This is a genomic window from Micromonospora sp. NPDC049107 (genome assembly GCF_040648595.1).
Taxonomy (GTDB): Bacteria; Actinomycetota; Actinomycetes; order Mycobacteriales; family Micromonosporaceae; genus Micromonospora.
Map to the genome: position 1 here is coordinate 138,555 of NZ_JBEZEC010000008.1, position 13,991 is coordinate 152,545.

General features: G+C 71.9%; 11 protein-coding genes and 1 pseudogene. 8 read left to right on the plus strand and 4 right to left on the minus strand.

Going from position 1 to position 13,991, the window contains the following annotated elements; all coding sequences use genetic code 11:
- Positions 1-107: 107 nt before the first annotated feature.
- Entirely contained in the window at positions 108-1,865 is a 1,758-nt protein-coding gene (gene ctaD, locus AB0B55_RS20660; protein WP_357127703.1) for a cytochrome c oxidase subunit I, read from the plus strand.
- Positions 1,866-2,358: 493 nt separating this feature from the next.
- Here the strand turns inward: ctaD and AB0B55_RS20665 are convergent.
- The 4 genes and pseudogenes from AB0B55_RS20665 to AB0B55_RS20680 all read right to left on the minus strand — a co-directional run bounded on the left by AB0B55_RS20665 (position 2,359) and on the right by AB0B55_RS20680 (position 8,209).
- Positions 2,359-3,574: pseudogene (locus AB0B55_RS20665) on the minus strand (MFS transporter).
- 40 nt (positions 3,575-3,614) lie between these two features.
- Entirely contained in the window at positions 3,615-4,196 is a 582-nt protein-coding gene (locus AB0B55_RS20670) for a nicotinamidase (RefSeq protein ID WP_357173027.1), read from the minus strand.
- 31 nt (positions 4,197-4,227) lie between these two features.
- Complete coding sequence (locus AB0B55_RS20675) at positions 4,228-5,514, minus strand: nicotinate phosphoribosyltransferase (protein WP_357127698.1); 1,287 nt, start codon at positions 5,512-5,514, stop codon at positions 4,228-4,230.
- Between the two features lie 16 nt (positions 5,515-5,530).
- Positions 5,531-8,209 carry a LuxR C-terminal-related transcriptional regulator gene (locus tag AB0B55_RS20680; RefSeq protein ID WP_357127695.1) on the minus strand — a complete coding sequence of 893 codons (2,679 nt, stop codon included), beginning with the start codon at positions 8,207-8,209 and terminating at the stop codon, positions 5,531-5,533.
- 197 nt (positions 8,210-8,406) lie between these two features.
- On the opposite strand from AB0B55_RS20680, the gene AB0B55_RS20685 reads away from it, so the two are divergent.
- From AB0B55_RS20685 to AB0B55_RS20715, 7 genes are all read left to right on the plus strand, one after another.
- Positions 8,407-9,957, plus strand: a complete 1,551-nt coding sequence (locus tag AB0B55_RS20685; RefSeq protein ID WP_357127692.1) for a hypothetical protein — start codon at positions 8,407-8,409, stop codon at positions 9,955-9,957.
- Positions 9,958-10,105: 148 nt separating this feature from the next.
- A complete protein-coding gene (gene clpS, locus AB0B55_RS20690) occupies positions 10,106-10,396 on the plus strand; it encodes an ATP-dependent Clp protease adapter ClpS (RefSeq protein WP_039905549.1) in 291 nt (96 codons plus the stop codon).
- A gap of 61 nt (positions 10,397-10,457) precedes the next feature.
- Entirely contained in the window at positions 10,458-10,952 is a 495-nt protein-coding gene (locus AB0B55_RS20695) for a DUF2017 domain-containing protein (RefSeq protein WP_357128035.1), read from the plus strand.
- 52 nt (positions 10,953-11,004) lie between these two features.
- Positions 11,005-11,493 (plus strand): M67 family metallopeptidase, encoded by a 489-nt coding sequence (locus tag AB0B55_RS20700; protein ID WP_357127689.1) that lies wholly within the window; start codon positions 11,005-11,007, stop codon positions 11,491-11,493.
- A gap of 66 nt (positions 11,494-11,559) precedes the next feature.
- Positions 11,560-11,955: a MoaD/ThiS family protein gene (locus tag AB0B55_RS20705; protein ID WP_357173030.1), complete on the plus strand. Its 396-nt coding sequence runs from the start codon at positions 11,560-11,562 to the stop codon at positions 11,953-11,955.
- A gap of 11 nt (positions 11,956-11,966) precedes the next feature.
- Entirely contained in the window at positions 11,967-12,932 is a 966-nt protein-coding gene (locus tag AB0B55_RS20710) for a pyridoxal-phosphate dependent enzyme (RefSeq protein ID WP_357127683.1), read from the plus strand.
- 226 nt (positions 12,933-13,158) lie between these two features.
- Positions 13,159-13,902 (plus strand): MBL fold metallo-hydrolase, encoded by a 744-nt coding sequence (locus tag AB0B55_RS20715; protein WP_357173033.1) that lies wholly within the window; start codon positions 13,159-13,161, stop codon positions 13,900-13,902.
- The last annotated feature ends 89 nt before the right edge of the window (positions 13,903-13,991 follow it).

Below are 13,991 nucleotides of genomic sequence, written 5' to 3' on the forward strand. Positions count from 1 at the left end.
CACCCCACGCGGCGCTGCGACCTGCCGGGGACTATCCTCCTTGCGGATGACGGCCCGCCGATAAACAGCGTGAGCCGAGCGGGACAACCGAGAACCGGAGGCCACTCGTGACCACCGTCGCACCCAAGCCGGTCGTGACCCGGCCCTGGCCGGTCCGGGAGCCGGTCAAGGGGTCGGCCATCGCGCGGCTGCTGCGAACCACGGACGCGAAGCAGATCGGGATCATGTACATGATCACCGCATTCGTGTTCTTCCTGATCGGTGGCGTGATGGCCCTGATCATGCGGGCTGAGCTGGCCCGACCCGGGCTGCAGTTCCTGTCGCCCGAGCAGTACAACCAGCTCTTCACGATGCACGGCACGATCATGCTGCTGTTCTTCGCGACGCCGATCGTGTTCGCCTTCGCGAACTACATCGTGCCGATCCAGATCGGCGCGCCCGACGTTTCCTTCCCCCGCCTGAACAGCTTCGCCTACTGGCTGTACCTGTTCGGCGGCACGATCGCGACCGCCGGCTTCATCACCCCGGGCGGCGCCGCCGACTTCGGCTGGTTCGCGTACTCGCCGCTGAGCAGCGTCGAGAACTCGCCCGGCGTCGGCGCCAACATGTGGATCATGGGTCTGGCCATCTCCGGCCTGGGCACGATCCTCGGCGCGGTGAACATGATCACCACGGTGCTCACCCTGCGCGCGCCCGGCATGACCATGTTCCGGATGCCGATCTTCACCTGGAACATCCTGGTCACCAGCCTCCTGGTGATCCTGGTCTTCCCGCTGCTGGCCGCCGCGCTGTTCGCGCTCGCCGCAGACCGCATGATCGGCGCCCACGTGTACGACCCCGCCACCGGCGGGCCGATGCTCTGGCAGCACCTGTTCTGGTTCTTCGGGCACCCCGAGGTGTACATCGTCGCGCTGCCGTTCTTCGGCATCATCAGCGAGATCATCCCGGTCTTCTCCCGCAAGCCGATCTTCGGCTACAAGGGCCTGGTCGCCGCGACCATCTCCATCGCCGCGCTGTCGATGAGCGTCTGGGCGCACCACATGTTCGCCACCGGCCAGGTGCTGCTGCCGTTCTTCAGCTTCCTGAGCTACCTGATCGCGGTGCCCACCGGTATGAAGTTCTTCAACTGGATCGGCACCATGTGGCGGGGCCAGATCAGCTTCGAGACGCCCATGCTCTGGGCGGTCGGCTTCCTGGTCACCTTCCTCTTCGGTGGTCTCACCGGCGTGCTGCTGGCCAGCCCGCCGCTCGACTTCCACGTGTCGGACTCGTACTTCGTGGTGGCGCACTTCCACTACGTGCTCTTCGGCACCATCGTGTTCGCGGTCTTCGCCGGCATCTACTTCTGGTTCCCGAAGATGTTCGGCCGGATGCTCGACGAGCGCCTGGGCAAGGTGCACTTCTGGCTCACCATGATCGGCTTCCACACCACCTTCCTGGTGCAGCACTGGCTCGGCGCCGAGGGCATGCCCCGTCGGTACGCCGACTACCTGCCCGGCGACGGGTTCACCACGCTGAACACGATCTCCACGATCGGCGCGTTCATCACCGGTATCTCCACGCTGCCGTTCATCTACAACTGCTGGAAGTCGTACAAGACCGGTCCCGTGGTCGAGGTGAACGACCCCTGGGGTCACGGCAACTCGCTGGAGTGGGCGACCAGCAGCCCGCCGCCGCTGCGCAACTTCGACCGGATGCCGCGCATCCGCTCCGAGCGGCCGGCGTTCGACGCGAAGTTCCCGGAGCTGGCCGCCGGCCAGAGTGTGGCCGGCCCGCCGGAGGGTGGCGCCAAGCCGCTCACCAGCGAGTCGGACGGCGGCGCCACCTACACCGAGGACACCGCCAGCAACCTCGACCGGCACTGACGCTCGACCGAACCAGCACGACGGGCGCCGCCCCCCGGGACCACCGGGAGCGGCGCCCGTCGCGTTACCCCCCAGCCCCGCGCACTCCGCGCGTCGCTCGGCCCAGCCCTGCGCACTCCGCGCCGGCCCAGCGCACCCGCGCCGCACCCCGCTCCGCGCCGATCTTGCACTTTCTGTCGCGGCCAAAGGGGTGAAGTGGGCAAAACGGCGACAGTTTGTGCAAGATCGGCGCGGGGAGGGGCAGGGCTTCCTGTTCGCGAGCGCACTCAAGGGCAAGATCCGCGCAACATCAGGGATGTTGCTGCTTCCCGCGCTCTCGAAGCAGCAACATCAGGTAAGTTGCGCGGATCTTGGTGCCGGGGTGCCGGGGTGCCGGGGTGCCGGGGTGCCGGGGTGCCGGGCGTGCGGGGTGCCGGGCGTGCGGGGTGCCGGGCGTGCGGGGTGCCGGGCGTGCGGGGTGCGGGGGGTGCCGGGGTGCGGGGGGTGCCGGGTGCTAGCGGGTTGTGGCGGCTAGTTCCTGCTCGGTTGGTGTCGTCGGGGGGTGGGTGGTGGCGTTGCGACGGCGGCGCAGCTCGATGGGGAGCACGATCAGGGTGACCAGCGCGCCGAGCGCCCCCGTCACCACGAAGCCCCACAGTGGCGCGCCGACCGCGATGCCGACGGTGACGGCCGAGCCGTGCAGGCCCATCGCCTCACCGCGTACCTCGGCCGGGGCGAGCCGGCTGACGGCGTCGGCGGAGGCCGCGATGGTCGGCGCGCAGAGCGCGCCGGCCGGGATCAGCGCGAGAGAGAGCAGCCACCAGTGGGCGCCGCCCAGCCCGACCGGGATGGTGCAGAGCGCGAGCGCCGCGGTGAGCGCCAGCGGCGACAGCGAGCGGTGCACGGCCCCGTAGGCGAAGCCGCCGATCAGCGAGGCGATCGCCCAGCCGGCCAGGACGACGCCGGTCCAGCCGGCCTCGCCGCTGGCCCGCAGGACGGCGACCACCGCGACGTCGGTACCCCCGGACCAGGGTGGCGGCGGTGCTGAGCGCCAGTACGGCGAGCAGCCGGGGCGTCAGCCACTCCCGGCGGGACACCTGGCGTTGTGGGCCGACCGGCTCGGCCGCGCCCCGAATCGGCGGGTTCAGCAGCCACAGCGCGGCCCCGGCGGCGACGATGCCGCCACCGACGAGGTACATGGTGGTCTGCGCCGAGATCGCGGTGACCAGGGCCACCGCCAGCGCCGGACCGATCATGAAGGACAGCTCGACGGACATGGAGTCCAGCGCGTACGCCGGCCGCCGTTGATCTTCCGGGACCAGCGCGGCGATCGACTGGCGGACCACCGAGAAGATCGGCAGGGCCAATGAGCCGGCCACGAAGGCGGCCGGCAGCAGCAGCGGGTACGCCAGCGAGGGCGCGGTGACCCAGAACACCGCCTCGGCGAGCCCGGTGAGGACCAGCACCGGACGCAGGCCGCGCCGGTCGACCAGGCGGCCGAGCAGCGGGCCGCCGATCGCCGCGCCGATCGTGATGGCGGCGCCCACCAGGCCCGCCGCGCCTTAACCCCGGTCGAGGTCGAGCACCACGTGGAAGGTCAGGGTGACCCCGGTGGCCGTGAGCGGGATGCGGGCGAGGACGGCGACCAGCAGCAGCGACCGCAGGCCGGGCAGGGCGAGCGCGGTCCGGTAAGGCTTGATGTTCACGTTGGTCCGTACCTCCGGCGACATCCTCGACGGGTCGCGGACCGTTGGCCAACCAATTAGCGCCTCATGCGGCCCTGATCACAGGCTCACCGTGCAGGACCACGCCGGCGCCGTCCATCGCGCGCAGCGCTACGTCGGTGGTCTCCGGGGCGACCGCGGCGGTCAGTTCCAGCAGGACCGTGGTGGCGAAGCCCTCCCGGGCGGCGTCGAGCGCGGTGGCGCGGACGCAGTGGTCGGTGGCGATGCCGACCACATCGACGGTGTCCACGTCGTGCCGGCGCAGCCAGTCGGCCAGGCACTCGCCGTCGTCGGCGTGGCCCTCGAAGCCGGAGTACGCGGCGGCGTGCTCGCCCTTGTGGAAGATCGCCTCGACCCGTCCGGTCTCCAGCTCCGGGTGGAACTCCGAGCCGCTGGTGCCGACCACGCAGTGCCGCGGCCAGGACTCCACGAAGTCCGGCGGATCGCCGAAGTGCGCCCCCGGATCGACGTGGTAATCCTTCGTGGCGACCACGTGCCGCCACCGGCCCGGCTCGCTGGCGAGCAGCCGGGAGATCCCGGCGGCCACCCCGGCCCCACCCGGGACGGCCAGCGAGCCGCCCTCACAGAAGTCGTTCTGCACATCCACGATGATCAGCGCGTTGGCCATCGGGGGTCCCTTCGAGGTCGGATCGGCGGGCTCAGCCGGCGGGTACGACGGTGACCGGCACGGCGGGGTCGCCGGCGGAGAGCTTCAACCCCTCCCACGGGATGGAGATGAGGCACTCGCGCAGGTGTTCCCGGGACTCGTCGAGGGTCGGCAGGGCCACGGGCTCGCCGTCGACCACGTACGAGCGCTGGAGCACCCGGTCGTTGGCCTGCCGGTCCGGCACGCCCTGCGGGACGATGATCTCTTCCGTGGCGGTGCCGGTGGGCTTGTGCCGACGAACCGCCACCTTGCGCCCCCCGATGGTGGCCTTGTGCTCGGACCGCTTCACCACCGGCCGGCCGTCGACCTCGACGAGCTTGTAGACCAGCCCTGCCGTGGGCGCTCCGGAGCCGGTGACGACGGCCGTACCCGCGCCGTACATGTCGACGGGCTCGGCGGCGAGCGCCGCGATCGAGTACTCGTCCAGGTCGCCCGAAACGATGATCTTGGTCTCGGTCGCGCCCAGGGAGTCGAGCAGTTCCCGGGACTGCTGCGCGATCACCGCCAGGTCACCCGAGTCGATCCGGACCGCCCGCAGCTCCGGTCCGGCCACCGCGATGGCGTTGCGGATGCCCTGCGAGATGTCGTACGTGTCGACCAGCAGCGTGGTGTCCTTGCCCAGCGTGGCGACCTGCGAGGCGAAGGCCGCCCGCTCGTCGTCGTGCAGCAGCGTGAACGCGTGCGCCGCCGTACCCGCGGTGGGGATGCCGTAGCGCTCGCCGGCGGCGAGGTTGGAGGTGAACCGGAAACCGGCCAGGTACGCGGCGCGCGCCGCCGCCACGGCCGCCTCCTCGTGGGCCCGACGTGACCCCATCTCGATCAGGGCGCGGCCCCGGGCGGCGGTGACCATCCGCGCCGCGGCGGCCGCCACCGCGCAGTCGTGGTTGAGCACGGAGAGCGCCACCGTCTCCAGCACCACACACTCGGCGAAGCCGCCGGAGACGGTCAGGATCGGCGAACCGGGGAAGAACAGCTCACCCTCGGCGTACCCGTCGATGTCGCCCGTGAAGCGGTAGTCGGTGAGCCAGGCCGCCGCCGCGTCGTCGACCACCCCGGTGCGACGCAGGAAGTCGACCTCGGCCGGATCGAACCGGAAGTCGCGGATCAGCTCGATCAGTCGCGCGGTGCCGGCGACCACGCCGTAGCGTCGGCCGCTGGGCAGCCGGCGGCTGAACACCTCGAAGACGCAGCGGCGGTCGGCGGTGCCGTCCTTGAGTGCCGCGCTGACCATGGTCAGCTCGTAGTGGTCGGTCAGCAGCGCGGGGCGGAGGGTGCTCACCGTCCCAGCCTAAGGTTCAGGCCGAGTCGTCGCCCTCGTGGCCCGGGATCGACCGCAGCGCGGCCCACAACTCGGCCCGGCCGGTCACGCCGAGTTTGGTGTAGATCCGCTGGAGGTGGTTCTCCACCGTGCGGGCGGAGAGGTACAGCCGTTCGGCGATGGCCCTGCTGGTCGCGCCGTGCACGGCGAGGCGCGCCACCTGCCACTCGCGTTCGGTCAGCACCGGCGCTCCGGCCCGTAGCGCCGGCGTCCGGATCAGGTTGCACCGCCCGAGCAGCCCCGCGAGCCGTTCGCGTGCCTCGCCGGCCACCACCGAGTGCTGCTGACGCAGCCGGTGCAGGGCCTGGGCGGTGGCCTCGGCGGCGTACACGGTCAGCTCCAGCGCGGCGTAGTCGTCGGCGACCGACAGCAGGTCCGCCGCCGAGTCGGTCACCGCAGCACGGGCGTGCCGGGCCAGCAGCGGCGGCAACACCCCGTCCACCCGCTCGGACAGTTCGGCGAGGCGCTGCGCCACGGTCCGCCGCCCGCCGTCGGAGCAGGTGGGGCCGATCGGCGCACCGGCCTGGTCCAGCCGGACCAGATCGTGCAGGACGTGCACCTCGTGCCCGGCGAAGCCGTCGGCGCGAAGCCGGTCGGCCAGGTCGCCGAGGTGCTTCACCGCGCCCGGCAGGTCACCCGACACGGCCAGCACCGCGCCCCGGGCCTGTTCCAACCACGGGTAGAGCACCGCCATCCCCGGCGCGTGGGTGCGGTCGGCCTCGGCCATCGCCTCGGTGGCCTGCGCCGCGTCGCCGCGCAGCGCCGCCGCCTGGGCCCGTTCGGCCTGGGCCAGGCCCGCGTAGACCCGGCTGGTGGCCAGCACCGCGCAGGCACCCAACGAGGTACGCATGGCCGCGTCACTCTGACCCCGCAGCCGCGCGGCGTACGCCGCCAGGATCGCCAGGTAGCCGGTGCCGAGCCGGAAGTCACCGGCCCCCGCGAGGTCGGCGAACTCGTCGGCCACGATCGCGTCGATCCCGACGAGATCGCCGGTGAGCATGAGCCGGGTGCCGCGCGCCAACTCCAGGGCCAGTTGCAGGTACGGCATGTCGGTGCGCCAACTCGCCGCGGCCGAGTGCACCTGCGCGATGGCCGCGCCGCTGCGCGTCAGCTGACCCTCGGCGGCCTGGACGTACGCGATGGTGCTGCGGGCCAGCTCGCGGGCGGCGATGCTGGCCGCGGGCCGGTCGAGCACGGTCTGGCTGAGCCGTACGGCGGTTGCCGTGTCCAGTCGGTGCAGCCGCATGATCGCCTCGAAGGCGTGCACCCGGGCCCGGTCGGCGGAGTCGCCGAGTTGCTCGACGCGGCTCGCGATCTCCTCCACCGTGGACTCCCGACTGAGCCCCCAGTAGCTGACCATGCCGCGGACGGTCAGCCATCGGCAGAGGCGGCGCTCGTCGCCGGGCTCCAGGGTCACCGCGTCGAGAACGCTGAGCGCCTCGTCCGGTCGGTCGGCGAACATCAGGATGGTGGCCAGCAGCTCCGCCGCGTCCGAGCCGCCGTCGGCGTGCAGCGCGGCCCGGGCCAGGCGGGTCGCCAACGGTACGTCGTACCGGGTGAACGCCTGCATCGCGGCGTCCACGAGCAGGGCGGCGTCCTGCGCGGTGCCGGAGTCGAGCCGCCAGACCGCCACCCGCAGCAGGTCGTCGCGGCGGCGCTTGCCGACCTGCTCCAGCAGTTCGGCGAGGTGCGCCTGGAGGCGTCGGGTGCGGCTGACCGGGCATCGGCGGCGCATCACCTCGCCGTAGAGCGGGTGCGCCAGGCGTACGTTCGTCCGCCGGTCGTGCTGGACGACGGTGATCAGCCCACGCTCCTCGGCGCACTCCACATCGGACTGCTCGGCGGCCTGGTTGAGCAGGTGCAGCCCGAGTGGCTCGCCGAAGGCGACCAGCTCGACGACCGTACGGACGCCGTCGGTGAGCTGCCCGACGCGGGTGTCGATCAGATCGGTGAGGCTGGGCGCCAGCTCCAGTCGCCCGGTCCACTTCCAGAGGCCGTAGGTGCGCTTCAACTCCTCGCTGCCGTTGGCGGCATGCACCAGCTCGCGCAGCAGCAGCGGGTTGCCGGCCGACAGCCGCCCGAGCCGGTCGGCGGAGTTGGCGTCGACGGGCCCGCCCAGGATCGCGGCCAGCAGGCCGGCGGTCTCCGACGGTGGCATCGGGGTCAGCTCGACGTGCTCGACCAGGTCGTCGGTCCACAGCGCGCGGATCGGCAGGGGGATCTGCTCGCCGTCGCGCAGGGTGCCGACCACGGTGGCGTTGTCCGCGCGGGCGACCAGGTGCACGAGCGCGGCGGACGGCGGGTCGAGCAGGTGCGCGTCGTCGATGGCGAGCACGATCCGCCGGCCGGCGGCCTGCTGTTGCAGCACGCCCAACGCCCAGCGCAGGATGCCGGCGGGGGAGAGCCCCTGTGGCTGCTCCGCCGGGAGGACCTGCACCAGCCCGCCGAACGGCAGCGCCGCGGTGGTGGCGCTCGCGGCGATGGACCAGATGGCGTACCGGTCGGTGGGCAGGGTGTTGACGCCCTCCCGCAACAGCCGGCTCTTGCCGATGCCGGCGCTGCCGCTGAAGAAGAGCCCTCGGCCGGCCTCGCCGGTAACCGCCGCCAGCAGGCGGTTGAGTTCATCGGTCCGGCCGACGAACTTCCATCGACTCATCCGCGCAGCATATCCATCGAGTTCGGTCCGCGCCCGCACCGTCACGCACCGAAGTTGAGTAGTCGCACAATTACCGGTGAGTACCTGCGGTATTCCGCCTGGTCGGCGGGCCACACGTACTCTTCGGGCATCCGGGTAGTGTCACCGGAATTTCCATCCGACCGGCGTGCCGGTCGCCAGCTCCGGGAGGCCACCCGATGCAGCAGGGCCCTCTCCCCTCGCTCGACTCGCCCGGCGACATGGCCAGCTCAGCCGACCCGCCGAGTTGCGCCCCGTTGCCCACCGAGCTTGAGGTTTCCAATCCCCGGTCGGACGAGCCGCTCGGCGTCGTCGCCGTCGGTCCCGCCGGCGCTGACCGGCGTGCCGTGCTCGCCACCCTCGTCGGACTCGACCCGGTGATGCTCACCGTGCCGGCCGGCAGTTGGCTGGTGGTCCGGCACGCCAAGGTGCCGACGCGGGCGGCGTTCGTCCCGGGCTACCGCCAGCCGCACTCGTACGGCGCGGACCGGGACGCGGCCGGCCCGGCACTGGCCCGCCCGCCCCGGCGGGTCGAGCTGAGCGTGCCCGAGCCGCTGCTGCGCCACTTCACCCTGATCGACACGCCGGACACCGGCGCGCTCGGTGTGGCCGGCGTCCGGGTGCTGCGTGACGCCGTCGGCCGGGCCGGCGCGCTGCTCTTCGTGATCGCGGCCGACCAGGCGTTCACCGCCCAGGAGTTGAACCTGCTCGCCGAGGTGGCCGCGGCCCCGGTGGAGGTCGTCTTCGCGGTGACGCCCGGCACGGCCGGTTGGGCGCCGCTGGCCGACGGCACGGCGACGACGGAGGACACGGGGGCGTCCGTCCCGCCGGCGGCCGGCCGTTCGGGGGAGGTGGACCCGGTCGCGGTGACCGTCGCGGCGCACCGCGCGGCGCTGCTGGCCGCCGTCCCCGACCTGGCCGCCGCCCGCTGGTTCCCGGTCGACGGCGTCGACAGCGCGGCCGACCTGCGCCGGGCGTTGGTGGGGTGGTCGGCGACCGAGGGGTTGCAGCGGGCCAGCGCCGAACCGCCCGTGCTGCCGGGGCAGCACGACCGCGTGGCGGTGGCCGCCGACCCGGGCGACTGGTCCGAACGGCTCGACCGGCAGGCCCGCTCCTGCGCCCAGCGGATCCGCCAGCACCTGGCCCTGGAACTGGCGAACATCCATCTGCGGGCCGTTCAGGAGATCGTCTTCGGGGTCGGCTGCGCCGGCCTTCCCGATCTGCTCGACCGGGAGATGGCGGCACTGTCGCTGCTGGCCACCGCGCAGTGCGACCGCGCGGTGCGGGGCATCGTGTCGGACACCACCGCCCAGGTGCTCGGCACGCCGCCCACGGAGGGCGTACGTCGGCGGATCGCCACGGCCGTCCAGTACGGCCTGGCCGACCACCGCACGGGACGCGACCTGGACCGGGTTCTGCTGGTCACCAGTACGGCGGGAGTGGCCGGACTGACCGGCGTCGAGGCGATCGACGCACTCGCCGGTTATCCGACGGCAACCCGTGACGAGGTGCTTCCGCCGATCGCGGTGGGGCTCTCCGGCGGATGCTGGCAGCAGTGGCGTACCCCGGGAAACGACGACCACAGCGCGGCGCGGGCCTGGTCGCAGCGGGCGCTTCGGGAGGTCGAGTTGGAGCTCGCCCGCGAGATCTCCCGGCGGTTCGAGGTGATCCGTCTCTCGCTGGGCGTGGTGCTGTCCGATGCGATCGACCACGGCATCCTGCTTGCCTGAGAGCGTGCCCGCCGTGCGGCTCGACCTCGCTCCGCGTCTCGCCTCCGCCGAGGTGCGAGGCGGCTTCGTGGCGGGCACGACGGGCGATCCGGATTCGTCCGGCGTTCCGGTTCCTCGGTTCCGGGAAACCGGTGGCACGATGGGGGGCATGGCGGCTCCACAGGTTGCACCGGTCGAGACGCCGGCCACTGACGACGTGCCGGCGCCCGACCGGCAATGGGTGACGATCGTGTGGGACGACCCGGTCAACCTGATGACGTACGTGACCTGGGTCTTCCAGAAGCTGTTCGGCTACAGCCGGGAGAGGGCGGAGCAGCTCATGCTGGACGTGCACCACAAGGGCCGCGCCGTGGTCTCGACGGGCGCCCGCGAGCGCATGGAGCACGACGCGTCGCAGCTGCACGCGTACGGGCTCTGGGCAACGGTGGATCGCTCGTGAGCGCGAGGAGTGAGCCGGGGTTGCGAGCCCCGCAGTCGCGAACCGGGCTGGCATCGTGAGCATGTTCCGGCGGCAGGCGGGCCGCTACGTCGCCACCTTCGCCGTCGACGAGGTGCGGGTGCTGCGCAAGGTCGCCTCCGAGGTGGTCGGTCTGCTCACCGACGGCTTCGACCACACCGACCCGGTCGTCGGCCGGCTGTTCCCGGCGGTGTACCCGGAGGACGCGGCCAGCACGTCGGAGTTCCGCCGCTACACCGAGGGTGACCTGAAGACCGCGAAGATCGACCAGGCCGGGGCGATCCTGGCCGCGCTGCCCGACGATGCCGGCGGCGAGGTGCGGTTGGACGCCGAGGCGGCCGAGGCGTGGCTAAGGGCGCTCAACGACGCACGGCTGGCGATGGGTGTGCGGCTGGAGATCAAGGACGGCACCGACCTGGGCGAGGAGTTGGACGACGCGGTGACCGAGGATCCGGGGTCGAGCCGGGTGTTCCAACTGTCGGTCTACGCGTATCTCGGATATCTCCAGGAGTCGCTGCTCAACGCCTTGATCGACTAGGCGTGACCCGCGCCACTTCAGGCCCTGCCTGGGAGGCGTTAGGCTGGTACACGTGCTGAGCATCGACCGGTCGATCATCGACGCGATCGTCGCCCACGCGCGCCGGGACCACCCCGACGAGGCGTGCGGCGTCGTCGCCGGTGCCGTCGGCAGCGACACCCCGACCCGGCACATCCCGATGGACAATGCCGCGCGGTCGATGACCTTCTACGAGTTCGACTCGATGGAGCACCTGCGCGTCTGGCGGGAGATGGACGACCGCGACGAGGAGCCGGTGGTCATCTACCACTCGCACACCGCGACCGAGGCGTACCCGTCGCGTACCGACGTGTCCTTCGCCGGCGAGCCGAACGCGCACTACCTGCTCGTCTCGACCCGCGAGCCCGACTCGGAGGAGATCCGCTCGTTCCGGATCGTCGACGGCGTGGTGGCCGAGGAGCCGGTCCAGATCGTGGAGGCCGGGGTCGACCCGCACGCCGTGCAGTCCTACATGTTCGGGCAGAGCCCGGCGACGGTCGACTACGAGTGTTCCGGCCGCTGACCCGTCAGCGTCCGCACCCGTTTCCTCCCGTCACCGTTGGCACACCCGATCAAGGAGCACGACATCATGGCCATCGAAGTTCGCATCCCCACCATCCTGCGTAGCTACACCGGCGGCGCCAAGGTCGTCGAGGGCGCCGGCGACACGCTGGCGGACCTGCTCACCGACCTGGACTCCCGGCACGCCGGCCTGCGCGGCCGGCTGGTCACCGACGCCGGCGCGCTGCACCGCTTCGTCAACGTCTACGTCAACGACGAGGACGTGCGCTTCCTCGGCGCGCTCGACGCCAAGCTCTCCGACGGCGACAGCGTGACCATCCTGCCGGCCGTGGCCGGCGGCGCGTTCGGCTTCGCGGCGGCAGCGGCGATCAGCTCGCACAGCGCCGCGGCAGCGGCGATCAGTTCGCACAGCATCAGCCAGGACAGCGCGGCAGCGGCTCGCGACGCCGTCGCCGCTCACTGAGGGCGGCCGTCGTGGCGCGGTACGACAGCCTGCTCGACGCATGCGGAGGTACGCCGCTCGTCGGGCTGCCCCGGCTCTCCCCGACGGTGCCCGACGGGGCGCCGCCGGTGCGGCTCTGGGCCAAGCTGGAGGACCGGAACCCGACGGGCAGCATCAAGGACCGCGCGGCGATGTTCATGGTCCGCGCGGCGGAGGAGGCGGGCCGGCTCCGGGCTGGTGACACCATCCTGGAGCCGACCAGCGGCAACACCGGTATCTCGTTGGCCATGGTGGCGAAGCTGCGCGGGTACCGGCTGGTCTGCGTGATGCCCGAGAACGTCTCGACCGAGCGGGTTCAACTACTCCGCATGTACGGGGCGGAAATCATCTTCTCGGAGGCGGCGGGCGGCTCGAACCAGGCCGTCGCGACGGCCAAGCAGATCGCTGCCGACCACCCGGACTGGGTGATGCTCTACCAGTACGGCAACGAGGCCAACGCGCGGGCGCACTACGAGACGACCGGCCCGGAGCTGCTGCACGACCTGCCCACCATCACGCACTTCGTGGCCGGACTGGGCACCACCGGCACCCTGATGGGTACCGGGCGCTACCTGCGCGAAAAGGTCGAGGGCATCCAGGTCGTGGCGGCCGAGCCGCGCTACGGCGAGCTGGTCTACGGGCTGCGCAACATCGACGAGGGGTACGTGCCGGAGCTGTACGACGCCTCGGTGCTGTCCCGGCGTTTCTCGGTCGGCACGCGGGACGCGGTGCTGCGCACCCGTCAGCTCGTGGAGGTGGAGGGCATCTTCGCCGGGTTCTCCACGGGCGCGATCCTGCACGCCGCGCTGGCGGTGGCCCACGAGGCGGTCCGCGCCGGCCGCCGTGCCGATGTCGCGTTCGTGGTGTGCGACGGCGGCTGGAAGTACCTGTCCACCGGCGCGTACGGCGGCACCCTCGGCGACGCCGAGGACGCGCTGGAAGGTCAGCTCTGGGCCTGAGGGCCGGGTCCCTGCGCGAACGGGCCGTCGGCGTACGCGTCGATGGCCCGTCGCGCGTCGCGGCTCGCCGTGAGCGTGTGTCACGTTCGTGACAACTTCCAACGGATGATTCTTGTCCTCGGGTACCCCGGCGTAGGCTGCGCAGCGTGGCGTACGCGTCGGTAGAGATCATGGCCGGTACGACCGCCGGCAGAGATACTACCGACAGTGACAGTGAGAAAACCCGATGCGACTGACTGTCCTTGGGTGTGCCGGCAGCTTCCCGGGCCCCGAGTCACCGTGCTCCGCCTACCTCGTCGAGGCGGATGGTTTCCGGCTCCTGGTCGACTTCGGCTCGGGGTCGTTGTCCAGCCTCCAGCGGTACGTGGGGCTGCACGCTCCGGACGCGATCCTGCTGACCCACCTGCACTGTGACCACATCCTCGACGCGGTGACGTACGTGGTGGTCCGCCGGTACGCCCCCGAGGGCCCCTACCCGGCGCTGCCGGTGTACGCCCCGGCCGGCGCCCCGGACCGGCTCAGCGCCGCCTACGGCGACGACGGCACGGTCGACGACGTCTACCAGTTCTACGCCCTCCAGCCGGGCACGTTCCCGATCGGGCCGTTCACGGTCACCGTCGACCGGGTCAACCACCCCGTCGAGACGTACGGCGTGCGGCTCGAGCACGGTGGGCGGTCGCTGTGCTACTCGTCGGACACCGCCGAGTGCGACGCGTTGCTACGGCTGGCGCAGAACGCCGACGTGTTCCTGTGCGAGGCCAGCTACCTGGACGGCGTGGACAATCCGCCGGATCTGCACCTGACCGGCCGGGAGGCGGGTGAGATCGCGACGAAGGCGGCGGTGGGTCGTCTGCTGCTGACCCACCTGGTCGCGGCCTGGGGCAGCGAGGCGCACACGCTGGAGTCGGCGGCCGGCGCGTACAGCGGGCCGCTCGGAGTGGTCCGGGCGGGCGCCAGCTACGACATCTGACCGCCTCACGGCCACCCGGCGCTTTCGTGGGCGTCGTCGATGGTCCGGTGTTGTGCCGTACTGTTCGCCGGCCGGTCAGCGGCTGGTCG